This is a genomic window from Actinomadura luzonensis, from assembly GCF_022664455.2.
Classification (GTDB): Bacteria; Actinomycetota; Actinomycetes; order Streptosporangiales; family Streptosporangiaceae; genus Nonomuraea; species Nonomuraea luzonensis.
In genome coordinates this window covers 510,154-536,242 of record NZ_JAKRKC020000002.1, presented here as the reverse complement: position 1 = coordinate 536,242, position 26,089 = coordinate 510,154, and the positions used below count along the sequence as shown (strand labels likewise).

The following is a 26,089-nucleotide window of genomic DNA, read 5'->3' as shown; positions in this document are numbered from 1 at the left end:
TGAGTCAGGAACCGGCGCGGGTCCAGCGCTGGTTGTCGGCGCCGCTGCAGGACCAGATCTGCAGCTTGACGCCGTTGGCCGTGGAGTAGTTGGGCACGTCCAGGCACTTGTTGGCGCCGACGGCGGTGATGGTGCCGTCGGCGTTGAAGCGCCACTGCTGGTTGTTCTGGCCGTTGCAGTCCCAGATGATGACGCCGGTGCCGTCGGCGGTGCCGCGGTTGTACACGTCCAGGCACTTGCCGCCGTAGACGCGCAGCTCGCCGCTCGCGGTGGGCGTCCACTGCTGGTTGGGCTGGCCGTTGCAGTCATAGATCTGCGCCTGCGCGCCGTTGGCCTGCGACGCGCCGGAGACGTCGAGGCACCGGCCGGAGCCGACGCCCTTGATCGCGGTCCCGCCGGAGCTGCCGCCTCCGGGCTGGCCGATGCTGCCGGAGACCGACTGCAGCGCCGCGTACCAGGCGGCGGCCATCTTGTCGTAGCCGCCGGAGGTGGGGTGCACGCCGTCGATGAGATCGGAGGTGGTCAGCTTGCTGTGCATGTCGACCAGGTGGACGTGCTTGCCGCTGCTCGCCTTGTTCTGCACGATGCCGGGGATGGCCGCGTTGAACGTGCGGGCGGCGGACTCCTGGCCGGAGTTGGCCAGCGGGATGATGGTCGCGACGAACACGTCCGCGTCGGGCACGGCGGCGGTGATGTGGTCGATCAGCGTGGACAGCCGCTGCGGGGCGCCGGCCACGTTGTAGTTCTGCAGGATGTCGTTGGTGCCGAGGTGGAGCAGCACGCTGCGCGGCGTGTACGTGCGCAGCCAGCCGCTGACGCTGGCGTCGATCTGGTCGATCCGCCAGCCCGGATGGCCCTCGTGGTCGTGGTCGCCGAGGCTGCCCGGCCCGTTGAACTGCGAGCCGACGAAGTCGATCGTGTAGCGGCCGGCGGCCAGGCGCTGCCACAGGCCGATCCGGTACCCGCCGGGCACCTGCGTGCCCTCGGTGATCGAGTCGCCGAGCGGCATGACCCGAACCCCGCCGTTGGACTCGGCTGCGGCGACGCCTGTCCCCGTCACCGTGCCGGCCGCCAGCAACACCGCCGCGATGAGCGCGGCGGCCCATCGCCGCCCGCGCGGGCGGGGCTCTTGAGCTGCGGACACCAGGACCTCCCTGTGATCGTGTGTGATGGTGGCGGCGCGGGCTCAGGTACGGGTCCAGCGCTGGTTGGCGCCGCCGTGGCAGGTGTAGAGCTGGAGCCGGGTGCCGTTGGCGGTGCCCTGGCCCACGGCGTCCAGGCACAGGCCGGACTGCACGCCGGTGATGGTGCCGTCGGCGTTCAGCCGCCACTGCTGGTTGGCGCCGCCCCAGCAGGAGTAGATCTGGACGGTGGCGCCGTTGCCGGTGCCGGCCGCGTCCAGGCACTTGTTGCCGTAGACCCGCAGCTCGCTCGCCGAGGTCTGCGCCCACTGCTGGTTGCTGCGCCCGTTGCAGTCCCAGAGCTGGACGGCGGTGCCGTCGGCGGTGGCCGCGCCCGGCACGTCCACGCAGCGGCCGGAGCCGACGCCCTTGATCTGGCCGGTGGCCGGCGTGGTCGGCGTCGTGGTCGGCGTCGTGGTGGACGAGCCGCTGTCCAGGCCGAAGAAGCGGATGGCGTAGGCGGCCATGCCGGGGTGCGGCAGGTCGTGGCCGGCGCCGCTGATGGTGTACGCCTCGACCTGCCCGGAGCCGAAGACGCGGCGGGTCCAGCCGGACTGCGGGCTGTCGGTGGTGGTGGGGGTCTGGCTCAGCCCGTGCACGTTGGTCCACTGGTCGACCTCCTCCTGCAGCATCGAGTACGGCAGGACGGAGTCGGCGGTGCCGTGCCAGGCGGTCACCCGCGGGCGGGGCCCGGTGTAGCCGGGGTAGGCGTTCCTGACCAGGTCGCCCCACTGCTGCGGCGTCTTGTCGCCGCACCCGGCGGGGCCGAGGCACCCGTACGGGACGCCGGAGAACGGGGCGCCGGCCTTGAACACGTCCGGGTAGGTGGCCAGCAGGTTGTTGGTCTCCATCGCGCCGGAGGAGAAGCCGGTGGCGAAGACCCGCTGCGGGTCGCCGTTGTAGCGTTGCAGCACGTAGTTCGTCATGGAGACGATCGACACGGGGTCGCTGCCGCCGCCGTGCCGCAGGGCCTCGTTCGACCAGACGTCGAAGCAGTTCGACATGCCGTTGGCGCTCTTGTTCGCCTGCGGGTAGATGACGATGAAGCCGTACCGGTCGGCCAGCGAGGCGAACTCGGTGCCCTGGTGGAAGCCGGGGGCCCAGCCGTTGCAGCCGTGCATCGCCACCAGGACGCCCGGTCTGGCCTGCACCCGGTCGGGCACGTACAGGTACATCCGCAGCCCGCCGGGGTTGTCGCCGAAGCCCGTCACCTCGGTCAGGACCGCCGCCGACGCTCCGGGCGCGGCCATGAGGAACATCGACAGCACGGTGACCAGGGCTGTGACGAGGGCCGTGATCACGGCCGCCAGGGCGGCTCCGATGCCCACGTGCCTTTTCCGCTCCATGGCTCCGCCTCTCCGAATGTTAGCGCTAACACACTGCTGTGTGGCGGGACGGAGCAAATACGAGCAGTAAAGGTACTGTCAAGGGCCCCTTAGCTTTCGGCCGACCGGCGCGAGCCCGCTGCGGGCTCGCTCACCTCGCAGGACGCGAATCCACCAGCACGATCACGACCATGAAACTTTCACGCTGACCTGCTGCTGAAACATTTCAGAGCGCCGGAATCCGCCTTGTGCCAGCACACCAGCCCATGGTCAGGATACCCGCCCTCGAAAGTTTCTCTCCGATTCTTGACAACTTTCGGGCGCGATCCACACACTGAGTGCCCGCACGAACCCCATGGAGGTCAAGCATGCGTGTCAACGCCATGTCCCCGCCCGCCGCCCGCCGCCGGGCGCTGATCACCGGCGCGCTCGGCGCACTCGGCCTGATCACGGCGCTGACGACGGCGCTCCCGGCCGACGCCGCGGCGAGCACGCTGGGCGCGGCCGCGGCGCAGAGCGGCCGCTATTTCGGCACCGCCATCGCCTCGGGCAGGCTCGGCGACTCCGCCTACACCACGATCGCCAACCGCGAGTTCAACATGGTGACGGCCGAGAACGAGATGAAGATCGACGCCACCGAGCCGAACCGCGGCCAGTTCAACTTCAGCGCCGGTGACCGGGTCTACAACTGGGCCGTGCAGAACGGCAAGCGGGTGCGCGGCCACACCCTGGCCTGGCACAACCAGCAGCCGGGCTGGATGCAGTCGCTGTCCGGCAGCTCGCTGCGGCAGGCGATGATCGACCACATCAACGGCGTGATGAGCCACTACAAGGGCAAGATCTACGCCTGGGACGTGGTCAACGAGGCGTACGCCGACAGCGGCGGCGGCCGGCGCGACTCCAACCTCCAGCGCACCGGCAACGACTGGATCGAGGTCGCCTTCCGCACCGCCCGCAACGCCGACCCGGCCGCCAAGCTCTGCTACAACGACTACAACATCGACAACTGGACGTGGGCCAAGACGCAGGGCGTCTACAACATGGTCCGCGACTTCAAGTCCCGCGGCGTGCCGATCGACTGCGTCGGCCTGCAGTCGCACTTCAACAGCAACAGCCCCTACAACAGCAACTACCGCACGACCATCCAGAGCTTCGCCGCGCTGGGCGTCGAGGTGCAGATCACCGAGCTGGACATCCAGGGCGGCTCGGCCACCACGTACGCCAACGTCGTCAACGACTGCCTGGCGGTCACGGGCTGCGCCGGCATCACGGTCTGGGGCGTGCGCGACACCGACTCCTGGCTCGGGTCCGGCGCCGCGCCGCTGCTCTTCGACGGCAGCGGCAACAAGAAGCCCGCCTACACGGCGGTGCTCAACGCGCTGAACGGCGGCAACACCTCGCCGCCGCCCACCGGCGGCAACGCGGGCCAGATCAAGAGCACCGCCGCCGGCCGCTGCGTGGACGTGCCGGGCGCGGGCACCGCCGACGGCACCGCCGTACAGCTCTGGGACTGCAACGGCCAGAGCAACCAGCAGTGGACGCAGACCTCGGCGGGCGAGCTGCGGGTCTACGGCAACAAGTGCCTGGACGCCGGGGGCACGGGCAACGGCGCCAGGATCCAGATCTACTCCTGCTGGGGCGGCGCGAACCAGCAGTGGCGCGTCAACTCCGACGGCACGATCGTGGGCGTGCAGTCCGGGCTGTGCCTCGACGCGGTCGGCGCCGGCACCGCCAACGGCACGGCGCTCCAGCTCTACAGCTGCTGGGGCGGCAGCAACCAGAAGTGGTCCTACACCCCGGCCACGTGAGCCTCACCCGCTGACTGACGCCTTCCCCCGCGTGACGGGGCCGGGGGAAGGCGTCACCGCCTGGGCGGCTCGTCCCGGTCGTCACCCGACCCGGACGAGCTGCCACTGCTGGTTGTTGCCGCCCCAGTCGTCGTACTGGACGATGTTGGCGCCGTCGGCGGTGGAGGCGCCCTGCACCTCCAGGGCCTTGCCGCTGTTGCGGTTGATCAGCCGCACGTAGCCGCCGCTGTCGGCCGGCCGCCACTGCTGGTTGACGCCGTTGCCGTCGGCCCACTGCACGACCGCGCCGCCGTTGGCGGTCGAGAAGTTGTAGACGTCCAGGACCTTGCCGGAGTGGCGGGACTTCACCCGGTAGTAGCCGCCGCCGGAGTCGACGAACTGCCACTGCTGCTGGTTGCCGTCGTTGCGGGTCCACTGGGTGATGCGGGCGCCGTCGTTGGTCGCCAGGTTGTAGACGTCCAGGGCCTTGCCGCTGTTGCGGTTGACCAGGACGTACCAGGCGGTGGTGTCGATGCCGCCGGACGGCGCGCTCGCGCCGGTCACGAACGTGGTCATGCTGCGGGCGGGCAGCGTCGCGGTGAAGGAGCCGTTCGACACGGCGGTCGTGCCCTGGGCGGCGACGTTCCTGCTCGCGTCGGTCAGCCAGGACGAGACGCCGGTCGCGGTGCTGCCGGACAGGGTGAACTGCTGGGTCACCGCCGAGGTGTTCTTGTTGATCGCGACGACCACGATCGAGGAGTCGCCGCCCAGGTACGCCGAGACGTAGACGTTCGACGCCGGGTTCGCCGTCGCGTCGATCCGCACGTGCCCCGGCCGGACGAACCTGGCGAACTGCGCCATGACGGCGCCGCGCTTGCTGATCTGGCCGTCCTCGCGCATGGGGCCGTAGCTGCGCCGGATGTACCACCAGACGTAGGCCTGGAACTCGGCGTCGACCATGGCGTGGTGGATGTGCTCGCCCACGTCCAGCGCCTGCGGCCAGAGGTCGGCCGAGTCGGTGCTGTTGGGGTAGTACACCTCGGTCATCCACAGCTCCTTGCCCGCGCCCTTCTGCTTGAACAGCGGGTAGGGGAAGTTCGCGTACGGCGTGCCGTAGAGGTGGGCGCCGATGATGTCGACGTTGGCGAGCGCGACGGGGTCGTTGAGTATCGGGTCCGACATGTTCTTCAGGTACTGGAAGGACTCGGGCGCGATGACCCTGGTGCTGATCGAGCCGGCGTTCTCGCGCAGGAAGCGGACCATCTCGGTGGGGGTCCACCAGGTCCAGTCGTGGGCGTAGTCGGGCTCGTTCTGCACCGAGATGCCGTACAGGTTCACCCCGTTGCTCCGAAGGTGGGCGACGAAGCCGTCGAGGTGCTGGGCGTAGGCCGCGTAGGAGTCGTAGCGCAGCCGGCGGGCGTTGGTCTGGCTGCCGCGGACGAAGGTCTCGACCATGGCGGCGGGCGGGTTCCACGGCGAGGCCATGACGGTCACCCCGAGCTCGGCGGCGCGCCGCGCGGTGGCCAGGTCCCGGCTCCAGTCCGCCTGGTTCTCGGGGACGGGGATCCGCAGCACGGAGAAGCCCAGCCGCCCGTCGCCGACGCCGAACGCGGTCTCCCGCTGGGCGGCCGTCAGGTCGCCGGCCCAGGCCGCGTGGCTCATGCCGCCGAACCCCCGGATCGTCTGCCGCCGTGCCGACGGGCTCACGACGGCGGTGGCGGCCGCGGCCGGCGTGGCGGTCATGGCCGAGGTCAGGGCCGTGAGGACCGGCACGGCCCCCAGGGTGGCCAGCACGCGTCTCCGGCTCGGCCCGGTTCTGTCGATCATGTCTTCTCCTTGACCACCGATGGTGTGGGAGCGCTCCCAGAAACGCCGCGATCGCCCGCGGCGGAAGGCGCAGCGGGAGCGGAGGAACGGCCGGCGCGCCGCGCGGCGGGCCGGCTTCTGGAGGAAGGTAGGACCCTGACTGGTGACCGTCAACCCCGCGGGGTCAGCAAGCTAACCAAGATCCATCTCGCGGTCCGCCTGTTCTCCGGGGCGGGGAAGCCCACCGCCGGACCAGCGCGCCCGGCTCGCCGCACCCGCGCTGAGCTGGCCCGCAGTGCGGGTTGCGGCCCTGACTCGGCCGGGGCCGGGCACCTCCGAAACCGCAACTTAACTTCGATGCCGCTGTAAATTGCCGGTTGCCAACGGATCACTTCTGTGAAACTTTCACTTCCACGAGCAGTGCGGCGCGATCTTCCGGGAGCGCGAATCTCCTGGCGGACGGCGTTCCGGCGGCGGCGCCCGCGGGCGGCGAGGTGGTTGCCTCGTTGACGGCGGGGCGGGCTGTCGGATGTACTCCGCGGCAACACGATCTGCGGAACAGGCCGCGCCGCTCCGCACTGTCGTTGTTAGCGCTAACAGCATGCCCCCACCGAGTCGAGGAGCCCCGGATGTCTCCCCCCACCTCCCCGGCGGCGGCACAGGACCGGCAGTCCGCCGGCCGCCGCAGCCCGCTGCCCGGCCGAGCCGCGGTGGCGCGGCCCTGCGTTGCCCGGGCCGCTCGCCCCGCTGTGTTGTTAGCGCTAACACCTGTAGGGAGCCCCGCATGCCCCTGAGCCGCCGTCAGCTCCTCCAGGCCGCGGGCGCGACCGCCGCGTTCTCGGTCGCCGGCCAGATGGCCGGCGCCGCCCCCGCGCTGGCCGCCGACGCCGCGGCGGCCGCCGTCCCCTGGGCCCGGCCCGACCTCGGCGTCTCCGCCTACGAGTTCGACCTCGGCCAGGTCCGGCTGACCTCCGGACGCCTGCTGGACAACCAGAACCGCACCCTCAGCTACCTGCGCTTCGTCGACGTCGACCGGCTCCTGTACGTCTTCCGCGCCAACCACCGCCTGTCCACGAACGGCGCGGCGGCCAACGGCGGCTGGGACGCGCCGAGCTTCCCGTTCCGCTCCCACGTGCAGGGACACTTCCTGACGGCCTGGGCCCAGGCCTACGCCCTGCTCGGCGACACCGCCTGCCGGGACAAGGCCACGTACATGGTGGCCGAGCTGGCCAAGTGCCAGGCGAACAACGGCGCGGCCGGCTTCACCGCCGGATACCTGTCCGGCTTCCCTGAGTCGGACTTCACCGCCCTGGAGAACCGCACCCTGTCCAACGGCAACGTGCCGTACTACTGCGTCCACAAGACCATGGCCGGGCTGCTGGACGTCTGGCGGCTGATCGGCGACACCCGCGCCAGGACCGTGCTGCTGGCCCTCGCGGGCTGGGTGGACGCCCGCACCTCGCGGCTCAGCGCGAGCCAGCAGCAGGCCATGCTCGGCACCGAGTTCGGCGGCATGAACGCCGTGCTCACCGACCTCTACCAGCTGACCGGCGACTCCCGCTGGCTGGCCACGGCGCAGCGGTTCGACCACGCGGCCGTGTTCGACCCGCTCGCGGCCGGCCAGGACCGGCTCAACGGGCTGCACGCCAACACGCAGGTGCCCAAGTGGGTCGGGGCGGCCCGCGAGTACAAGGCGACGGGCACGACCCGCTACCGCGACATCGCCGTCAACGCCTGGTCCATCACGGTCGGCGCGCACACGTACGTCATCGGCGGCAACAGCCAGGCCGAGCACTTCCGCGCCCCCAACGCCATCGCCGGCTACCTCGCCAACGACACCTGCGAGCACTGCAACAGCTACAACATGCTCAAGCTGACCCGCGAGCTGTGGACGCTGTACCCCGACCAGGCGCGGTACATGGACTTCTACGAGCAGGCCCTGTTCAACCACGTCCTCGGCGCGCAGAACCCCGCCGACCCGCACGGCCACATCACCTACTTCACCCCGCTCAGGCCGGGCGGACGCCGCGGCGTGGGCCCGGCGTGGGGCGGCGGCACGTGGAGCACCGACTACGCCTCCTTCTGGTGCTGCCAGGGCACCGGGATCGAGGTCAACACCAAGCTGGCGGAATCGATCTACTTCCACGACGGCACCACGCTGTTCGTGAACCTGTTCGCGCCCTCCACCCTCAACTGGAGCCAGCGCGGCATCACCGTCACCCAGACCACCTCCTACCCGGCGGGCGACACCACGTCGCTGCAGGTCACCGGCGACGTGGGCGGCACGTGGACGATGCGCGTCCGCATCCCGGCCTGGACCCAGGGCGCGACGATCAGCGTCAACGGCGTCCAGCAGGACGTCACCGCCACGCCCGGCGCCTACGCCGCCCTCACCCGCTCGTGGACGGCGGGCGACACCGTGACCGTGCGACTGCCCATGCGGGTGGTGATGAAGGCCGCCAACGACAACCCCGCCGTGCAGGCCGTCACCTACGGCCCGGTCGTGCTGTCGGGCGACTACGGCGACACGAGCCTGTCCGCCGCCCCCGCCCTGACGCCGTCCTCCGTCACCCGGACCAGCACCTCCTCGCTCGCCTTCACCGCGACGGCCGGCGGCGCGCAGGTGCGGCTAGAGCCGTTCTACGACGCGCACGGCCACAACTACGTCGTCTACTGGAGCACCGGCGGCCAGAGCGGCTCGGGCACGGCGAGCTTCCGGCTGGTCAACGCGGCCAGCGGGCTGGTCCTCGGCGTCCAGAACATGTCCACCGCCGACGGCGGCCTGGCCGTGCAGTGGAGCGACAACGGCACCGCCGACCACGACTGGGTGCCCGTCGTGGACGGCGACGCCCTGCGCCTGCGCAACGTCAACAGCGGCAAGGTCCTGGGCGTGGAGAACATGTCCACCGCCGACAACGCCCGGGTGCTGCAGTGGGGCGACACCGGCACCGCCGACCACCGGTGGACGGTCACCGACGCCGGGGACGGCTCGGTCAGGATCCGCAACGTCAACAGCGGCAAGCTGCTCGCCGTCCTGAACGGCTCGACCGCGGCCGGCGCCCAGGTGGTGCAGGACTCCGACAACGGCAGCCAGGACAACCAGTGGCGGTTCCTGCCGAACGGCGCGCGCCGCCTGCAGAACGCGGGCACCGGCCTGGTGCTCGGCGTCACCGGCATGTCCACGGCCGACGGCGCGCTCGTCATCCAGTGGGGCGACACCGGCACCGCCGACCACCTGTGGACGGCGATCACCGACACCGGCGGCTACCTGCGGCTGCGCAACTCCGCCAGCCAGAAGGTGCTGGGCGTGGAGAACATGGGCACCGCCGCCGGGTCCCGCGTCGTGCAGTGGGCCGACAACGGCACCGCCGACCACCGCTGGCGGCTGCGCTACGGGCCGGGCGCCACCTTCCGCCTCCAGTGCGCCAACGGCGGCCGCGTCCTCGGCCTCGGCGGCACGGCCCAGGGCGCGCAGGTCGTGCTCGCCGACGACAACGGCTCGGCCAACACCCTTTGGAGGTTCCTGTGAGGCGCCTGCTCGCGCTCCTCGCGTCCGTGCTCCTGACGTCCGTGACGCTCGTGGGCGTGTCGCTCCCGCCGTCGGCGTCGGCGGCGACGGTCGACACCAACGCCTGGTACGTCCTGGTCAACCGCAACAGCGGCAAGGCCCTGGACGTCTACAACTCCTCGACCGCCGACGGGGCCCGCATCACGCAGTGGACCCGCAACGACGGCAACAACCAGCAGTGGCAGTTCGTCGACTCCGGCGGCGGCTACTACCGGCTGAAGTCCCGCGTCTCCGGCAAGGTCCTCGACGTCTACAACTTCTCCACCGCCAACGGCGCCGCCGTCGTGCAGTGGGCCGACGGCAACGGCGTCAACCAGCAGTGGCGGCTCGCCGACTCCAGCGGCGGCTACGTGCGGCTGATCAACCGCAACAGCGGCAAGGCCCTGGAGGTCCAGAACGCCTCCACCGCCGACAACGCCGCCGTCGTCCAGTACGACGACTGGGGCGGCAACAACCAGCAGTGGCAGCTCGTCCAGGTCGGCGGCGGCCAGAACCCGGGCGGCACCTACACCAACCCGGTCGTCTGGCAGGACTTCGCCGACGGCGACATCATCCGCGTCGGCGACGCATACTACTACTCGGCCTCGACCATGCACTACTCGCCGGGAGCGCCGATCCTGCGCTCCTACAACCTGACCGACTGGGAGTACGCCGGGCACTCGGTGCCGAGGCTCGACTTCGGCTCCAGCGCCTACGACCTCAGCGGCGGGCGGGCGTACGTGAAGGGCATCTGGGCCTCCGCCTTCAACTACCGGCCCAGCAACAGCACCTACTACTGGATCGGCTGCGTCGAGTTCAACCGGACCTACGTCTACACCGCCTCCGCCGTGGACGGCGCCTGGACCAAGCGCTCCCAGATCAACAACTGCTACTACGACGCCGGCCTGCTGGTCGACACCGACGACACCATGTACGTCGCCTACGGCAACACCACCATCAGCGTCGCCCAGCTCTCGGCCGACGGGCTCAGCCAGGTGCGCTCCCAGCAGGTGTTCCAGACGCCGAGCAGCGTCGGCACCCTGGAGGGCTCCCGCTTCTACAAGCGGGGCGGCTACTACTACATCTGGCTCACCCGTCCCGCCAACGGCCAGTACGTCCTCCGCTCGACCTCGCCGTGGGGCCCGTACGAGATGCGCCAGGTGCTGCTCAACCTGCCCGGCCCGATCTCCGGCGGCGGCGTCCCCCACCAGGGCGGGCTCGTCCAGACGCAGAACGGCGACTGGTACTACATGGCCTTCGTCGACGCCTACCCCGGCGGCCGGGTGCCGGCGCTCGCGCCGATCACCTGGAGCGGCGACTGGCCGGTGCTGCAGACCGTCAACGGCGCCTGGGGCGCCACCTACCCGAAGCCGAACATCCAGACCAGCAAGACCGTGGCGTCCATGACCGGCCCCGACACCTTCAGCGCGAGCACCCTCGGCCCCCGCTGGGAGTGGAACCACAACCCCGACACCAGCCGCTTCTCCACCGGCAGCGGCCTGCGCCTGCAGACCGCGACCGTCACCAACGACCTCTACAACGCCCGCAACACGCTCACCCACCGCATCCAGGGCCCGTCGTCCACGGCGACGATCGAGCTGGACTACTCGCAGATGGCCAACGGCGACCGCGCCGGCCTCGCCATGCTGCGCGACCAGTCGGCCTGGATCGGCGTGCGGCGCGACAACGGCGTCGACCGGGTCGTGATGACCAACGGCCTGACGATGAACAGCTCCTGGCAGACCACCGGCACCGGCGCCGAACAGGCCGGCGCGAACGTCTCGGGCGGCCGGATCTGGCTGCGGGTCAACGCCGACATCCGGCCCGGCTCCGGCCGGCAGGCCCGCTTCTCCTACAGCACCGACGGCACCACCTTCGTGAGCCTCGGCCCGGCCTTCACCCTCAACAACGCCTGGCAGTTCTTCATGGGCTACCGCTTCGGGATCTTCAACTACGCCACGCAGGCACTCGGCGGCGCGGTGACCGTGCGCCGCTTCGACCTCACCACCCCCTGACCGAAAGGCACAGACGTGAGACAACGACACCTGGCCGTCCTCGCGACGGTGGCCACGTTACTGGCGAGCCTGTTCGTCGCCCTGCAGGCCCAGTCCGCCAACGCGGCCACCGTGGACACCACCGCCTGGTACGTCCTGGTCAACCGCAACAGCGGCAAGGCCCTGGACGTCTACAACCTGGCGACCAACGACGGCGCCCGCATCACCCAGTGGACCCGCAACGACGGCAACCAGCAGCAGTGGCAGTTCGTCGACTCCGGCGGCGGCTACTACCGCGTGAAGTCCCGCCACTCCGGCAAGGTCCTGGACGTCTACAACTTCTCCACCGCCAACGGCGGCTCCATCGTCCAGTGGAGCGACCTGAACGGCACCAACCAGCAGTGGCGGCTCGCCGACTCCAGCGACGGCTACGTGCGGCTGATCAACCGCAACAGCGGCAAGGCCCTGGAGGTGCAGGGCGCCTCCACCGCCGACGGCGCCAACATCGTCCAGTACGACGACTGGGGCGGCAACAACCAGCAGTGGCAGTTCGTCAAGATCGGCGGCGGGCAGAACCCCGGCACCTGCGACCTGCCGTCGTCCTACCGCTGGAGCTCCACCGGCGCGCTGGCCACCCCCAAGTCGGGATGGGTCTCGCTGAAGGACTTCACCGTCGCCCCCTACAACGGCAAGCACCTCGTCTACGCCACCACCCACGACACCGGCACCCGCTGGGGCTCGATGAACTTCAGCCCCTTCACCAACTGGTCGGAGATGGCCTCGGCCACGCAGAACACGATGTCGTCCGCGACCGTCGCGCCCACCCTGTTCTACTTCGCGCCGAAGAACATCTGGGTGCTCACCTACCAGTGGGGCGGCACCGCCTTCTCGTACCGCACCTCCACCGACCCCGCCAACCCCAACGGCTGGTCGGCGCAGCAGACGCTGTTCTCCGGCAGCATCTCCGGCTCCGGCACCGGCCCGATCGACCAGACGGTCATCGGTGACGGCACGAACATGTACCTGTTCTTCGCCGGCGACAACGGCAAGATCTACCGGGCCAGCATGCCCATCGGGAACTTCCCCGGCAGCTTCGGCAGCAGCTCCACGGTGGTCATGAGCGACTCCACCAACAACCTGTTCGAGGCCGTCCAGGTCTACAAGCTGCAGAACCAGAACAAGTACCTCATGCTCGTCGAGGCCATCGGCGCGCAGGGCCGCTACTTCCGCTCCTTCACCGCCACCAGCCTGGGCGGCTCGTGGACCCCGCAGGCCGCCTCCGAGAGCAACCCCTTCGCCGGCAAGGCCAACAGCGGCGCCACCTGGACCAACGACATCAGCCACGGCGAGCTGATCCGCACCAGCGCCGACCAGACCTTCACCGTCGACCCGTGCAACCTGCAACTGCTCTACCAGGGGCGCAGCCCCAGCTCGGGCGGCGACTACGGCCTGCTGCCCTACCGTCCCGGCCTGCTCACCCTGCAGCGCTGACCCTGAGGCGCTGATTTTCAGCCCGTGTCCCGGGCCCGGCATCCCGCCGGGCCCGGCCCGGCATCCTGCCTGGTCGAACCGCGGCTGGGCCGGATCGTTCACCGCGGCCCGGCGGGCAGCAGGGTGACGTCGAAGTGCACGGTGCGGAACGGGTTGGGCAGGCCCGCCCCGGCCGCCCGCGCCGGGTCGTCGACCAGCGGGAAGCTCCGCACCAGGCTCTCCTTGACGCCGAAGACGGCATCGGAGTCGAGGTAGGGGCTGTCGTCGACGAACAGGTGCGTGGTGACCGGGCGGTGGCCCTCGGCGGTGACGATGAAGTGCACGTGCGCGGGCCGGTTGGGGTGGCGGCCGGTCGCGGCCAGCAGCTCGCCCACCGGCCCGTCGTCGGGGATCGGGTAGTAGCGGGGCACGACGGTGCGGAACCAGAACCGGCCGTCCTGGTCGGCGGTGAACAGGCCGCGCAGGTTCCGCCCGGGCTGCACGCCGGGCTGCTGCACGTCGTAGAAGCCGTCGGCGTTGGCCTGCCACACGTCGACCAGCGCGCCGGGCAGCGGCTCGCCGCCGGCCCCGGTGACCTGGCCGGTGACCAGGCACGGCTCGCCCTTGCCGTCCAGCGCGATGGTGTCGCCCAGCTCCCGGGGCGGGGAGTCGACCAGGTGGAAGGGGCCCAGCACGGTCGACTCGGTCGCGGCGCCGCCGGTGCGGTGGTTGATGGTCTCGACCAGCATCGAGATGCCCAGCACGTCGGACAGCAGCACGAACTCCTGCCGCACGTCGTCGCACTTCTGCCCGGTGCGGGTGAGGAAGCCGATGGCCGCGCTCCACTCCTCCTCGGTCAGCTCGACCTCCTTGACGAAGGCGTGCAGGTGACGCACCAGGGAGGTCAGGACGTCCCGCAGCCGCGGGTCGGGGGTGGCGGCGAAGCTCCGCGCGACCACGTGCGCTGATCGTTCCTCGCTGAACAGTTCCATGTTCTCATCCTCACGTCCGTGCCGGCCTGCGCTCGGATGACCGGCAAGCGGGCACGGCGGCGGCGTCGAGGCCGGCCAGGAGCCGCAGGGCGTCCGCCGAGGGGCTGCCGGGGGCGGCCGTGAGCACCAGCAGTTCCAGGCCCGACTCGTCCGGCAGCGTGAAGTTCTCCTGGTGCAGCTCCAGCTCCCCCACCAGGGGATGCCGGTAGGCCTTGCGGCCGTGGGTGCGGGCGCGGACGTCCGCGCGGGCCCACAGCCGGCGGAAGCGTTCGCTGCCCATCGCCAGCTCCCCGATCAGCGAGGCCAGCCGCCGGTCCTCGGGGTACTTGCCGGCCGCCAGCCGCAGGTGGCCGACCACGTCGCGGGTGCACTGGTCCCAGTCGGCGTACAGGCCGCGCCCGGTCTCCTCCAGGAAGATGTGGCGGGCGGTGTTCAGGCCCTTCATCGGGCGGCCGTACAGCAGCTCGGCGAGGCGGTTGCCGGCGGCGGCGTCGAGGCGGTGGTCGACGACGAGCGCGGGCGCGTCGGTGATCAGGTCGAGGACCCGCGTCAGCTCGGGGCGCAGCCGCCCGGTGGGCGGTTTCGGGCTGCGCCGCCGCTGCCTGGCCAGCCGGTACAGGTGCCCGCGTTCGGTGTCGTCGAGCTCCAGGACCCGGGCGAGCGCGTCGAGCACCTGCTCGGACGGCTGCGTGGCGCGGCCCTGTTCGAGGCGCACGTAGTAGTCGACGCTGACTCCCGACAGGTGCGCCACCTCTTCGCGGCGCAGCCCCGGGACCCGGCGGCGCCGGTCGGCGGGGATGCCCGCCCCGGCCGGGTCGACCCGGGAGCGGCGGGTGCGCAGGAAGCTCGCGAGATCGTCCATCCGTCCATTATCCCGGGAACGGCCGCGGTGAGGGTGGTCCTGCCGATACCAGGAAGCCGGGTCCTGCGGAAACGGAGCCCCTGAACGACGGCCGCCCGGCTGTGCAGGATCGGAGGCACCTGATCCTCCGAAGGAGTGCACATGAAGACGCTGATCGTCTATGCCCACCCGGAGCCGAGGTCGCTCAACGGCTCGCTGAAGGACCTGGCCGTGTCCACGCTGCGGCAGGCGGGACACGAGGTGCGGGTCAGCGACCTGTACGCGATGCGCTGGAAGGCGGCCGCGGACGCCGGGGACTACGGGCCGTCCGCGTCGAGCCCGCTGCGGGTCGCCGCGGACTCGGGGCGGGCCTTCGACACGGGGAACCTCACCCCGGACGTCCGCGCGGAGCAGGAGAAGCTGCTGTGGGCGGACCTGGTGATCTTCCAGTTCCCGCTGTGGTGGTACACGATGCCGGCGATACTCAAGGGCTGGTTCGACCGGGTCTTCACCTACCACTTCGCCTACGGCGTCGGCGAGCACAACGACGTCAAGTACGGGGAGCGTTTCGGCGAGGGCACCCTCGCGGGCCGGCGGGCGCTGCTGTCGGTGACCGCGGGCGGCCCCGAGTCGCACTACGCCGAGCGCGGGATCAACGGCCCGATCGACGACCTGCTGTTCCCGATCCAGCACGGGATCCTGTACTACCCGGGGCTGGAGGTGCTGCCGCCGTTCGTGCTGTACGGCGCGGACCGCCTCACCCGCGAGGACTTCCCCGACATCGCCAAGGCGTGGCAGGAGCGGCTGCTGACCCTGGACTCGACCGAGCCGATCGCGTTCCGGCGGCAGAACGCCGGCGACTACGAGATCCCGTCGCTGCACCTGAAGGAGGGGCTGGAGCCGGCGGGCCGCTCCGGTTTCCGGCTGCACGTCCGGCCCTAGCCGGGGGTTGGCGGGGCCGGCGGGCGGACGTACGCTCGGTGAGGCCGTCGCGGTCACCGGCGGGAGGGGTGCCCATGGCAGTTCCCCGGCGCCCGCGGGAGGGCGTCCTCGTGGTGGCGCGCCTCGGCGCGGTGGCGCTCCACGCCGCCCTGTGGCTGTACCTCCTCTCCCTGACCGCCGTGGACGACCTGATCCTCAACGGCGTCACCGTCGCGCGGACGGTGGGGACGTTCGCCGTGGACGTGGTCGCCGACGCGGCGAGCGTGCTGAGCGGGCACGGCTCCCCCTACGGCGCGCGGCTCGGCACCGGCGCTCTCGGCAGCGTCCTGCTGGTGGGCGCGGCCGGGTACGCCGTGGCCCTGGCGGCGGGGCACGCGGTCACGGCCGCCTGGCGGGCGCTGCGTCCGGCGGGCGTCCGGGCGGGCGTCCGGGTGGGCGTCGGATGGGCGTCCGGGTGGGCGTCCGGGTGGGCAGGCGGGCGGGCGGCCAGGCGGCGCGCGGGCGGGCGCAGGGCCCACGAGGCGACGGCCAGGGCGGTGAAGGCGGCCGGGGCCAGCAGGTCGGACGCCGCGTCGCGGGTGGCGACGTGCGACGCGACCGCGCCGGCCATGTTGATCACGACGCCGGCGTAGGCCCACTCCTTCAGCCGGGGCAGCCCGGGAAGCAGCAGGACCACCCCCGCCGCGATCTTCGCGACGCCCAGGATCGTGGCCAGGTAGCCGGGATAGCCCAGGTGGAGCAGCATCGGGTAGAAGGGTGCCAGCCTGAACAGGTCCATCGCGCCGCCGACCAGGCATTCGCCGGTGACGATCGCGGTGATGACCCAGTAGGCGGTGACGGGGCGGGTCATCGCACACCTCGCATCGATACGGAAGCGTACTCTTGCCTATGAGTACGATAGCGTTCCGATGGAGGTGAGGCAATGGCGGCCGGGGCGAGGGAGCCGATCTCGCGGGGCGAGGGAGCGCGGCGGCGCATGCTGGAGGCCGCGCTCCAGGTCCTCGACGACGACGGCCTGCCCGGCCTCACCATGGAGGCCGTGGCCCGGCGCGCCGGGGCCAGCAAGGCGACCCTCTACCGGCGCTGGCCCACCGTCGGCGCGCTGCTCGTCGACGCCATGGACGCCACCTTCCAGCCGTTCCCCGCGCCCGACACCGGGCGGGTGGCCGACGACGTCGCGCACCTGCTGGCCGCGTTCGTCGAGCTGCTCGACCGCACCCGCTTCCCGCGCCTGCTGGCCGCCTTCATCGACGCCGCCGAGCGCGACCCGGAGCTCGCCGCCCTGCACGCCGACCTCACCCGCCGCCGCCGGGAGCCGATGATCGCCGTCCTCACCCGGGCCCGCGACCGCGGCGAGCTGCCCGCCGGGCTCGACCCCGAGGTGACCACCGACCTGCTCACCGCCCCCTTCTTCTACCGCCGCTTCGTCGCGCACCGGCCGATCCCGCCGGAGCTGGTGCCCGAGGTCGTCGCCCGCGTCCTCGGCACGGGCGCCGGCGGGTGACCCGTCCTCACCCGGTACGGGCGCTCATCGCGGCGCCCGGCCGTACCGGGTGAGGACGGCCGCCCCCGCCGGCGCGGCCGACAGGCACTCCAGGTAGGCGGGCGGGCCGCCGGCCGGGAAGAGCCGTTCGCCGGCGCCGAGGACGGTGGGGAAGGTCAGCAGCCGGTACTCGTCCACGAGGTCGTCGGCCATCAGGGCGCGCACCACGCTCAGGCTCCCGGTGACGACCACGTCACGCCGCTCGCGCCGCACGGCGCCGGCGAGGTCGCCGTCGATGACGCGGGAGTTGCCCCACGCCGAGGTGTCGGTCAGCGTGCGGGAGGCGACCAGTTTCGGCACGGCGTTCATGCGCGCCGAGAAGTCGTCGTCGCGGCCCGGCCAGAGCCGCGAGAACAGCTGCCAGGTGGCCCGTCCCAGCAGCAGGACGCCGTCGTCGAGGACGCGGCCGAGCCGGAACTTGTCCCCGGCGACCGTCTCCGGCCCGTGCCGGAACGCCCAGCCCCCGGCCGGCGTGCCGGCGGAGCCGTCCGGGTCGGACACGATGCCGTCCAGGGTGATGAACTCGATGACGATGACGCTCACGATGGTGTTCCTTCCGTTCGATGCTCACCGGTACGTACCGGCGGCCTCGGCCGGATTCATCGCTACTTGTCGAGAAAAATCCGCTCAGGAAGGAGGAACGCCTCGAACACCGCGGGATCGGCGAAGACGACGTTGCGCGCGATCCGCCCGCCGGTGACCGTGAACACCTGGAGCGTGTGCAGGCGGTGCCCGCCGCCGGGCTCGGGCGCGTACGCGGCGAGGGCGGGCTGCCCGCCGGCGGTCAGCCGCCGCATGCTCCAGCCGGTGCCGCGCAGGTCGAACACGCGGCGCAGGAACCGGCCGTAGTCGCGGGCGCCCCGGTACCACAGCGGCACCGGCGGCATCTCCAGGACGGCGTCATCGGTGAGGAGCCGCACGAGCGCGGGCACGTCGGCGGCCTCGAAGGCGCGCGCGTACCGCTCGATCACCGCGCGGACCCGCGGGTCGTCCGGGTCGCCGACCTCCGTGAGGTCCGTGGTGCCGCCCGCCTCGGCGAGGGCGGCCCGGGCGCGCTGGAGCGCGCTGTTGACGGCCGCGGCCGTGGTGCCGAGCTGGCCGGCCACCTCGGCGGCGCTGAACTCAAGACGTCGCGGAGGACGAGCACGGCCCGCTGCCGCGGCGGCAGCGTCTGCATCGCGGCCACCAGCGCGAGCCGCAGGTCGGCCCGGGCCCCCAGGTCGAACCGGGCGTCGGGGAACGGCTGGAGCCAGGGCACGTCGAAGGCCGGTGTGAGCGGCGCCCCCGGGTCGTCGCCGGGCGCGCCGAGCCCGGACGGCAGCGGCCGCCGCGCGCGGCCCTCCAGCGCGGTCAGGCACACGTTGGCCGCGATCCGGTAGAGCCAGGTGCGCGGCGACGCGCGGCCGGCGTCGTAGCGGTCGCGGGACTTCCACGCCCGCAGCATCGTCTCCTGCACCAGGTCCTCGGCCTCGTGGTACGAGCCCAGCATGCGGTAGCAGTACGCCACCAGCTCCGCGCGGTAGGGCTCGAGATCCACCGCCCCATCATGGCGCAGACCCCCGCCCCCGGGCGGGGGCGGGGGTCACGGACGGGGTCAGATGTAGGGGCGGCGGTCCAGGACCAGCCGGAGCGGCCGGTCGGTGCGGAGGGTCTCGGTGCCGAACACCTGCTGGGCGTAGGCGAACGCCGACAGCGCGCCGGTGAGCATGTGCACGCCCTGCCAGTGGTCGGTGAAGTCCTGCTTGCGCCGGCCGCTGTCGAGGGCCCGGCCCGCGAGGGCGGTGACGGCCCCGGCGATCGCGTCCCGTACCCGGCCGGCCTGGTCGGCGGGCAGGTGCGGCAGGGTGCGGCCGAGCATGTAGACGGAGTCGAAGGTCAGCCACCAGGGGTTGTGCTCGTCCCACAGGCCGTCGCTCCGCTGCAGGCCCAGGAGGGTCCTGGCGCGGGCCTCGGCGTGCGGCAGCGCCCGGCCGAGCGCGGCCCAGAGGAAGTCGAAGTGGAACGTGCCGCCGATCTGGTCCAGGTCGCCGTGCGCCGGTTTGCCGACCCCGGCCAGGCCGGTGGCGGCGTCCCACTTGGACGACTCGACGTAGCCGACGAGCCAGTCGAACCACTGGGGCTCGACGACGCCGCCGACGTTGAACAGGGCCGAGGCCAGGCCGGTGACGATCTCGCCGGCCTCGTAGCAGCGCGAGCGCCAGTCGAGGGTGTCGAAGAACCGCCCGGTCCAGGCGGTGTCGCGCATCGGCTCGGCGAAGGACAGCCGCCCCAGCGGCGTCACCCCGTCGTGCAGGTGCGGCTCGAACAGCTGCATCGCCGCGACGGCGAAGCCGGTGTTGTGCGCGGTGGGCAGGATCGGGGTGTCGTCGACGAAGTAGCCGGAGCGGTGGTCCTGGTAGCGGGCGAGCGCCTGGAGCCAGACGCGGGCGGGCCCGGTGTCGAGCCGGTCGAGCGTGTAGAGGATGCAGGCCGCGTCGGCGGTGCCGTACAGGGCGGGCCGGCCGGCGCCGGGCGACTGGCCGTAGTCGGCCACGCCCGGGCCCGCCTTCGCGGCCGGCAGGAACTCCTCGGCGATCCAGGTGGTGAAGGGGCGCAGGTCCCACTGGCGGGCGGTCACCATCCCGCCTCCAGCCGGATGTACTCCCGCGCCAGCCTGGCGTACAGGAAGGGGTCGGCGCTCGCCGGGTTCTGCTCGGCCTCGACCACCACCCAGCCCTGGAAGTCGTTCTCGCGGAGCAGCTTGAAGATCGGCCGGAAGTCGATCCCGCCGTCGCCGGGGACGGTGAACACGCCCTCGATGACCGCGAACTCGAAGCCGGTGCCGTCCTTGCGCAGCCGCTCGGCCACGGCGGGCCTGATGTTCTTCAGGTGCAGGTGGGTGACCTGCTTGACGTACTTGGTGAGGGTGTCGAGCGGGTTGTCGCCGGCCAGGGCCAGGTGGCCGGTGTCGAGGGTGATCGGCAGGTGCCTGGCGCCGTCCGAGCGGCGGGACACGCGCTCGGCGAGCTTGTCGAGGTCCGCGGTGTTCTCGACGACGGTCTGGATGTGCGGGTGGTAGCCGAGCGTCAGCTCGTGCCGTTCCGCGATCGCGATGAGCTCGATCAGGCCGTCGGCGAGGCGGTCCCACTGCTGGTCGGTCAGCGCCGGGACGGAGCGCGGGAACAGCGGCCGGCCGACGGCCGGCCAGTGCTGCGTGTACGGGTCGTCGCCGGGCTGCTTGAACGGGCACCACGAGCACTCGGCCGTGGTCACGTGCCCGGCGCCCGCCTTGGCCAGGAACGCGCAGTGGCGCTCGAAGCGCTCGTACTCCTGGCGCGGCTCGTGCTGGAGCAGGAACGCGCTGAACCAGCCGGCGGCCAGCGCGAGGTCGTGCCGCCGCAGCACGGCGGCGAGCTGCGCCGGGTCGCTCGGGAACACCGACCCCAGCTCGGTGCCGTCGAAGCCGGCGCGCCGCATGTCGCCGAGGATGGTGTCCACGGCGGTGTCCGCGCCGAGGACGGGGAAGTCGTCGTTGCGCCAGTTGATCGGGGAGGCCGCGACCCTGACCCGCTTGTCCTGCGCCGCGGTCACGAGGCGGCCGTCTTCTGCTCGGCGGCCTTGAGGATCCGGTCGTAGTCGTCGTCGGTGGGGACGCGGCCCAGCGCCAGGTGGGCGGCGGCCCTGACCGCGATCGCCACGGCGGTAGGCGTCGGGTTGCAGGCGGTGGCCGTGGGGATGACGTTGATGCCGCCCACCCGGAGGTTGTCGAACCCCCAGTGCTTGGAGTTGACGTCCACCACCGAGTCGTCGCTCTTGTCCCCCATGCGGGTGGTCGACTGCAGGTGCAGGGACGCCCCCGGCGGCTCGAACTCGGGCAGGTGGCCGGGCAGCCAGCCGCCGAGCGCCAGCGCGGCCTCGGCCAGCTCGCCGATCATCTCGTGCGCCTCCTTGACCGCCTTGGGCGGCAGCTCGTACTCGAAGATCGGCTGCGGCATGCCCATCACGTCCGTGTACTTCTCCGAGAACCTGACGCGGTTGTCCCACATCGGCTCGGTCATCCCGAACCACTGCAGGAACACCAGCAGCCGCTGGTCGACGAGCTCGGGGCCGGGGGTGCTGAAGTTGATCGGGTCCTGGTGGATCTGCACGTGCCAGGGCCGCTTCTCCGAGACGGGCACCCAGACCTGCGGCTCGGCCGCGTTCGGCGGCAGCGCGGCGATGCCCGTGTGGCCCTTGTCGTCCTTGAACCGGGCGACGAGGTCCTTGCCGAGCACCACCATGCAGGAGGCGACGGTCTGGTCGTTGAGGTAGCGGCCGAGCGCCGGGTGCCGGATGTTGGAGTTCCACAGCAGTTGCGGGCCGAAGATCGGGCCGGTGGCGACGACGAAGTGGTTGGCCTTGATGGAGATGGTCTTGCGGTTCCTGAAGTCCTGCACCTCCGCGTAGTCGATGCGGGAGGTGGGGTTGGGTTTGTCGTCGCTGCGCAGCCTGCGGACGAGATGGTCGGGCAGGATCGCGAGGCGGCCGTGCATCTGGGAGTTCTGCCGCACCGGGGCGAGGATGTCGTCGACCCCGGTCCATTTCACGAAGCCGTCCTTGTCGCCGAAGTCGCCGGTGCCCTGCCGGCGGGCCGCCATCGGCAGATTCTGCACCGGATAATTCCCCGGCACCGGGTATTTGTAGTCGTGGGGCCGCGACGCGAAGAACTCCGTCATCGCCTCCTTCACCACGCGGTTGCGCTCGAAGTCGAACTCCGTGGTGCTCTTGCGGAGGAATTTCTCGCCGACGTCGAACAGCTTGTCCCACTCGCTGTCCTTGATGAGGCTGGAACGTTCCATCGTCGGGTGCGGGCGAGGCACCGCGCAGGTCCACAGGGTGGACATGCCGCCGACCGCGTAGGCGCCGGCCGCCGCCGAGAGGTTCTTCGTCGGGTCCTGCTCGGGGTTGTAGAAGTCGAACCGGGCGCCGGGCTGGGTGAACGCGGTGCGGTCGAGCGTCTCCTGATAGCCGCCGCCGGGCAGGACGCGGGAGAACTTCTGCAGGTTGCCGGTGACGACGTCGCCGAAGGTGTTCCAGTTGTCCTGGTACACGCGCTGGTTGCGGAGGTGCATGCCCTGGTTCTCGGACAGCTGGGAGCCGGCGTCGACGATGGTGACGGTGATGTTCTCGTGGAGGGTCAGGAGCACCCGGGCGTACGTGGCGCCGACCGGGCCGGCGCCGATGATCAGGACGTCGGGGTGGTGCGGGTCGAACATGAAGCGTCCTCCGAAGGGGGTTCGCGGGCGCGCTCCCGTGCGGAAGTGCGCGCACCCCTCACAGAACACCAAGAGAATTCATTTGATTACTCTCAGTAAAGAGACACGGTCGTAGCGGCGCGCATCAGCCTTGTTTCCCCGTCGCCAGCACCTGCCTTTTCCCTCAAGTATCACCGGTATCAATGGCCACAGCGGCAATAATGGACCAGCCGCGCGAATTCGTGACCGGGGCACGGGGCACAATCCAGTGCGGGAACCTATCTTGGCCCCGCAGGGGGTGCACCATGCTGGATGAGCAGGAAGCCCTGGCCGCGGCGGCGCTGCTGGAGGCGCTGGCCGGGCGGATCGGGGACGACGCGCTCGGCGTGCCGGCCCGCCGGCTCGCGAGGGTGCTGCGGGAGCGCGCCGCGGAGGCCGCCCGGGGCGGGGTCGTTCCCCAGGTCACCGTCGAGGACCGCGCGGACGCCGCCGGGCACCGCGACCTTGAGGCCGAGCGGCGTGATCGCGCGGCCCGCCGGCGCGATGCGGCGGCCACGGCGCGCGACGACGACGCGGCCGCCCGCCACCTGGGACGGCAGCGGGCGGTCAGCGCGGGCGACGAGGACGACCGCTCCGTCCACGAGGTGCTGTGGGAGGCCGAGCGACGCGATCTCGATGCCGAGCGGCGCGACCTGGAGGGCGAGCAGCGCGGGCAGGCGGCCGGAGGCACGGGCGACGACGCCGGCGCGGGCGACGACGCGGGCCAGGCCGGGTCGGCGGCGCGGGCGGCAGCGGCGCGGGCGGGCAGGGCCGCCGAGCGGGAGCGCAGCCGGTCCGACCGGGCCGTGCTGCGCGAGGCGTGGCAACGGGCGCGCCAGGACCGGACCGCCGGGCAGGCCGACGAGGCCGCCGCCCGCCACGACCGGCTGCAGGCCCGCCGCGACCGGCAGGCCGCCGCGCAGGACCGTACGGACGCCGAGGGCGACCGGCAGGCGGCGCAGGCCGACCGCGAGCAGGACCTCATCGAGCGCGAGCAGCGCCCCGTGCCCTGGTCCGACCGGGACAACGGCGGCGAGGGCGGCTGACCGGCCGGGACGACGACGGCGAGGGCGGCTGACCGGCTGGACCCCCGGTCCCTCCAGCCAGATGGGCGGCGCCACGGCGGCGTCAGGCGGGCGGGGCGCTTTCGAGGGGGTTGGCGGCGATCCGCCCGGCGGCGTCGTTCCTGACCGACGCGGCGGCGGCGCTGTCCGCTTTGCGCCTCGCCTGGTCCTCGAAGCACGCCAGGAACTCGGCGCCGAACCCCAGCCGCGGGTAGCGGGCGAGCAGGTCCGCCCGGGCGTCCGGCGGGAACTCCTCCGGATGCCGCCCGACCACCTCCCAGCTCGTGGCGACCTGCAGCAGGTGGGACTCCGGGTCGGCGTCAGGCGGCACGTCGGCGCGCATGTGGGTGACGACGATGTCGGTGACCCGGGCGGCCCGTTCCGCCGGCCAGCCGGCGGCCACGCCGAACACCCAGCCCAGCTGCCCGCCCGCCTCCTCGAACGGCAGCCGGTGGCTGTCGAAGGCCTCCGTCAGCCCGATGTCGTGGAGCAGCGCCGCGACGTAGAAGAGCTCGTCGTCGAAGGCGATGCGGTGCGCGGCGCCGTACATCGCGCCCCACAGGTAGGAGCGGACGCAGTGGTTGAGCAGCGCCGGCGAGTAGTGACGGCGGGAAACCGTCAGCGCCGCCGCGGCGGCGGGGGTCTCCGGGAACATGGTTGCGGCCTTCCTTCCGGCTCGTCGGGTCTCGGTGTCCGGTGCGGCCGGGCGGCGGCCTAGCCAGGCGGGTCGTCGACCTTCAGCTTGTCCCCCGTGTCGGAGACGAAGACGACCAGCAGCTTCGCCGGTGCCGTCCGGCTGGTGTTCTCGGTCAGCAGGTGGTGGGCGCCCGGCTGCTCGACCCAGTTCTCGCCGGCGCGGTAGGTGCGTGCCGGCCGGCCGGCCAGTTCGCTGCGCACCGTGCCCTCGAGGACGTAGGCGTAGACGAAGGCCGTGCCGTGCCGGTGCGGCGCCGCGCGCGCGGCGGGCGGGAAGCTGACGATCGCCGAGGTGAACGTCTTGCCCTTGACGCCGGGCAGCGCCTGCTGCACGAGGGGCGACAACGTCTCGGACGGCGGCTGCGTCACCATGACGGCCGCCGGCGCCCCGCCGGTCGCCCGCTGCGTCGCGGGCGCGCACGCCGCGCACACCATGGACGTGGTCGCCATGCCGGCAGCCAGGAGACCGCCGGCGAGCCGTACTCGGATCATGACGTGGCTCCTGTCCCGCTCGGATCCAGTACCGTGAGCGTCCTCGCGTCCCAGCTGTCCGGGGCCGCCGGCGCCTAACCACAGGCACGGTCAAGCTTCGGGACGATGTGCCCCAACCCGCCCGGAGGCGGCTAATCGCCTTCCGCGACGCGCACGATCGTCCTGCCGGAGCCGTGCCGGCCGGGCGCGAACGCGGCGGGCGCCTCGGCGAGCGGGCACACGTTCCCGACGATCGGGCGGAGCCGTCCGTCCCGCACCCGCTGCGCCAGGTCCGCGAGCCGGGCCCGGTCGGGCTCCACGACGAAGAAGACCGCCTGCCCGTCGCGGGGCCGGACCGCGGGCGGCTCGACGATGGTGACCAGCGTGCCGCCGGCCCGCACCAGCGCGGCCGAGCGTTCGAGGACGTCGCCGCCGATCACGTCGAACAGCACGTCCACTTCTCCGGCGTCGTCGGGGGGGCCGGTCTCCAGGTCCACGAAGGCGTGCACGCCGAGGCCGAGCGCCGTGTCCCTGTCGCGGGCCCGGCCGGCGCCGATCACCCGGGCCCCGGCGTCGCGCGCGAGCTGCGCCGCGACCGAGCCGACGCCGCCCGCGACGCCGTGGACGAGCACGGTCTGGCCGGCCGCCAGGCGGGCGTGGTCGAACAGGCCCTGCCAGGCGGTCAGCCCCGAGATCGGCAGCGCGGCGGCCACGGTGTGCTCGACGTCGGCCGGCAGCGGCGCGAGGTTGCGGGCCTCGACCGCCACGTACTCGGCCAGCGAGCCGTTGCGGGCCCAGTCCGTCAGGCCGAACACGCGCTGGCCGACGCTCAGCCCGGTCGTCCCGTAGCCCAGCTCGGCGACGACGCCGGACACCTCGTGGCCGGGCACGCTGGGCGTGCGGTCGTGGCCGTTGCGGTCGGTCCACGTCGCCGGCCAGTCGAGCTCGCCCCGGGTGAACCCGGCGGCGTGCACCCGGACGACGACGTCGTTCTCGGCGGCGTGCGGGTACGGCTCCTCCGTCAGGGAGAGCCCGGCCGGGCCCGCGGCGCGGTCGCGGACGGTGATGGCCTGCATGACGGGTCCTCGCTCGTGGTCGGGGTGGCCGGACAGGACGAACGTACCCACGGACGTGCCGCCCGGCGAGCGTGACGCGCCGCCTGCCGCCCCTGACGTGGG

The 26,089-nt window shown here is 72.0% G+C and carries 22 protein-coding genes; 7 read left to right on the top strand and 15 right to left on the bottom strand.

From position 1 onward, the window contains the following. Window positions 1-4: 4 nt before the first annotated feature. On the bottom strand, window positions 5-1,144 hold the full coding sequence (locus MF672_RS32665; RefSeq protein ID WP_247815521.1) for a lectin: 1,140 nt from the start codon (window positions 1,142-1,144) through the stop codon (window positions 5-7). Between the two features lie 42 nt (window positions 1,145-1,186). Further along, the gene (locus MF672_RS32660) at window positions 1,187-2,527 is read right to left on the bottom strand and encodes an extracellular catalytic domain type 1 short-chain-length polyhydroxyalkanoate depolymerase (RefSeq protein WP_242382972.1); all 1,341 of its coding nucleotides are present in this window, start codon (window positions 2,525-2,527) and stop codon (window positions 1,187-1,189) included. Between the two features lie 347 nt (window positions 2,528-2,874). Here MF672_RS32660 and MF672_RS32655 point away from each other — a divergent pair, with 347 nt between their 5' ends. Then, complete coding sequence (locus MF672_RS32655; protein ID WP_242382970.1) at window positions 2,875-4,314, top strand: endo-1,4-beta-xylanase; 1,440 nt, start codon at window positions 2,875-2,877, stop codon at window positions 4,312-4,314. A gap of 81 nt (window positions 4,315-4,395) precedes the next feature. On the opposite strand, the gene xynC is transcribed toward MF672_RS32655, so the two are convergent. Beyond that, window positions 4,396-6,120, bottom strand: coding sequence for a glucuronoarabinoxylan endo-1,4-beta-xylanase XynC (gene xynC, locus MF672_RS32645; RefSeq protein WP_302893318.1), 1,725 nt, complete (start codon window positions 6,118-6,120; stop codon window positions 4,396-4,398). A 763-nt stretch (window positions 6,121-6,883) separates the two neighbouring features. Here xynC and MF672_RS32640 point away from each other — a divergent pair. From MF672_RS32640 to MF672_RS32630, 3 genes are read left to right on the top strand one after another with little or no spacing between them, the layout of a single operon-like run. Then, window positions 6,884-9,628 carry a beta-L-arabinofuranosidase domain-containing protein gene (locus MF672_RS32640; RefSeq protein ID WP_242382969.1) on the top strand — a complete coding sequence of 915 codons (2,745 nt, stop codon included), beginning with the start codon at window positions 6,884-6,886 and terminating at the stop codon, window positions 9,626-9,628. Next, window positions 9,625-11,661, top strand: coding sequence for an RICIN domain-containing protein (locus MF672_RS32635; protein WP_242382967.1), 2,037 nt, complete (start codon window positions 9,625-9,627; stop codon window positions 11,659-11,661). Before MF672_RS32640 ends, MF672_RS32635 begins: the two co-directional genes overlap by 4 nt. A 48-nt stretch (window positions 11,662-11,709) precedes the next feature. After that, window positions 11,710-13,131 (top strand): non-reducing end alpha-L-arabinofuranosidase family hydrolase, encoded by a 1,422-nt coding sequence (locus tag MF672_RS32630; protein ID WP_407654809.1) that lies wholly within the window; start codon window positions 11,710-11,712, stop codon window positions 13,129-13,131. A gap of 98 nt (window positions 13,132-13,229) precedes the next feature. Here the strand turns inward: MF672_RS32630 and MF672_RS32625 are convergent, their stop codons facing one another. Further along, the gene (locus MF672_RS32625) at window positions 13,230-14,102 is read right to left on the bottom strand and encodes an intradiol ring-cleavage dioxygenase (protein ID WP_242383062.1); all 873 of its coding nucleotides are present in this window, start codon (window positions 14,100-14,102) and stop codon (window positions 13,230-13,232) included. A 10-nt stretch (window positions 14,103-14,112) separates the two neighbouring features. Continuing rightward, window positions 14,113-14,964, bottom strand: coding sequence for a helix-turn-helix transcriptional regulator (locus tag MF672_RS32620; RefSeq protein ID WP_242383064.1), 852 nt, complete (start codon window positions 14,962-14,964; stop codon window positions 14,113-14,115). 141 nt (window positions 14,965-15,105) lie between these two features. Between MF672_RS32620 and MF672_RS32615 the strand changes: the two genes are divergently transcribed. Further along, entirely contained in the window at window positions 15,106-15,885 is a 780-nt protein-coding gene (locus tag MF672_RS32615; protein WP_242383065.1) for an NAD(P)H-dependent oxidoreductase, read from the top strand. Window positions 15,886-16,171: 286 nt separating this feature from the next. Here the strand turns inward: MF672_RS32615 and MF672_RS32610 are convergent, their stop codons facing one another. Beyond that, on the bottom strand, window positions 16,172-16,735 hold the full coding sequence (locus MF672_RS32610; RefSeq protein ID WP_247815519.1) for a DoxX family protein: 564 nt from the start codon (window positions 16,733-16,735) through the stop codon (window positions 16,172-16,174). A 72-nt stretch (window positions 16,736-16,807) separates the two neighbouring features. Here MF672_RS32610 and MF672_RS32605 point away from each other — a divergent pair, with 72 nt between their 5' ends. Further along, window positions 16,808-17,389, top strand: a complete 582-nt coding sequence (locus MF672_RS32605) for a TetR/AcrR family transcriptional regulator (protein ID WP_242383069.1) — start codon at window positions 16,808-16,810, stop codon at window positions 17,387-17,389. A 24-nt stretch (window positions 17,390-17,413) separates the two neighbouring features. On the opposite strand, the gene MF672_RS32600 is transcribed toward MF672_RS32605, so the two are convergent. The 6 genes from MF672_RS32600 to MF672_RS32580 form a co-directional block, all read right to left on the bottom strand. Further along, window positions 17,414-17,971 carry a dihydrofolate reductase family protein gene (locus tag MF672_RS32600; RefSeq protein WP_242383071.1) on the bottom strand — a complete coding sequence of 186 codons (558 nt, stop codon included), beginning with the start codon at window positions 17,969-17,971 and terminating at the stop codon, window positions 17,414-17,416. A 62-nt stretch (window positions 17,972-18,033) separates the two neighbouring features. Next, window positions 18,034-18,399, bottom strand: coding sequence for a nuclear transport factor 2 family protein (locus MF672_RS51865; RefSeq protein WP_308210583.1), 366 nt, complete (start codon window positions 18,397-18,399; stop codon window positions 18,034-18,036). Then, complete coding sequence (locus MF672_RS51860) at window positions 18,396-18,965, bottom strand: sigma-70 family RNA polymerase sigma factor (RefSeq protein WP_308210582.1); 570 nt, start codon at window positions 18,963-18,965, stop codon at window positions 18,396-18,398. Before MF672_RS51860 ends, MF672_RS51865 begins: the two co-directional genes overlap by 4 nt. 57 nt (window positions 18,966-19,022) lie before the next feature. After that, window positions 19,023-20,048, bottom strand: a complete 1,026-nt coding sequence (locus MF672_RS32590) for a hypothetical protein (RefSeq protein ID WP_242383075.1) — start codon at window positions 20,046-20,048, stop codon at window positions 19,023-19,025. After that, window positions 20,042-20,998: a myo-inosose-2 dehydratase gene (gene iolE / locus MF672_RS32585; RefSeq protein ID WP_242383077.1), complete on the bottom strand. Its 957-nt coding sequence runs from the start codon at window positions 20,996-20,998 to the stop codon at window positions 20,042-20,044. Before iolE ends, MF672_RS32590 begins: the two co-directional genes overlap by 7 nt. Further along, window positions 20,995-22,662, bottom strand: a complete 1,668-nt coding sequence (locus MF672_RS32580; RefSeq protein ID WP_242383079.1) for a GMC oxidoreductase — start codon at window positions 22,660-22,662, stop codon at window positions 20,995-20,997. Before MF672_RS32580 ends, iolE begins: the two co-directional genes overlap by 4 nt. Window positions 22,663-22,946: 284 nt before the next feature. Here MF672_RS32580 and MF672_RS32575 point away from each other — a divergent pair, with 284 nt between their 5' ends. Then, window positions 22,947-23,726 (top strand): coiled-coil domain-containing protein, encoded by a 780-nt coding sequence (locus MF672_RS32575; protein WP_247815518.1) that lies wholly within the window; start codon window positions 22,947-22,949, stop codon window positions 23,724-23,726. Between the two features lie 82 nt (window positions 23,727-23,808). On the opposite strand, the gene MF672_RS32570 is transcribed toward MF672_RS32575, so the two are convergent. The 3 genes from MF672_RS32570 to MF672_RS32560 all read right to left on the bottom strand — a co-directional run bounded on the left by MF672_RS32570 (window position 23,809) and on the right by MF672_RS32560 (window position 26,038). Continuing rightward, window positions 23,809-24,399: an HD domain-containing protein gene (locus MF672_RS32570; protein ID WP_242380905.1), complete on the bottom strand. Its 591-nt coding sequence runs from the start codon at window positions 24,397-24,399 to the stop codon at window positions 23,809-23,811. Window positions 24,400-24,458: 59 nt separating this feature from the next. Then, on the bottom strand, window positions 24,459-24,932 hold the full coding sequence (locus MF672_RS32565) for a cupin domain-containing protein (RefSeq protein WP_242380906.1): 474 nt from the start codon (window positions 24,930-24,932) through the stop codon (window positions 24,459-24,461). A 131-nt stretch (window positions 24,933-25,063) separates the two neighbouring features. Next, window positions 25,064-26,038 carry an NADP-dependent oxidoreductase gene (locus tag MF672_RS32560; RefSeq protein WP_242380907.1) on the bottom strand — a complete coding sequence of 325 codons (975 nt, stop codon included), beginning with the start codon at window positions 26,036-26,038 and terminating at the stop codon, window positions 25,064-25,066. Window positions 26,039-26,089 lie beyond the last annotated feature (51 nt).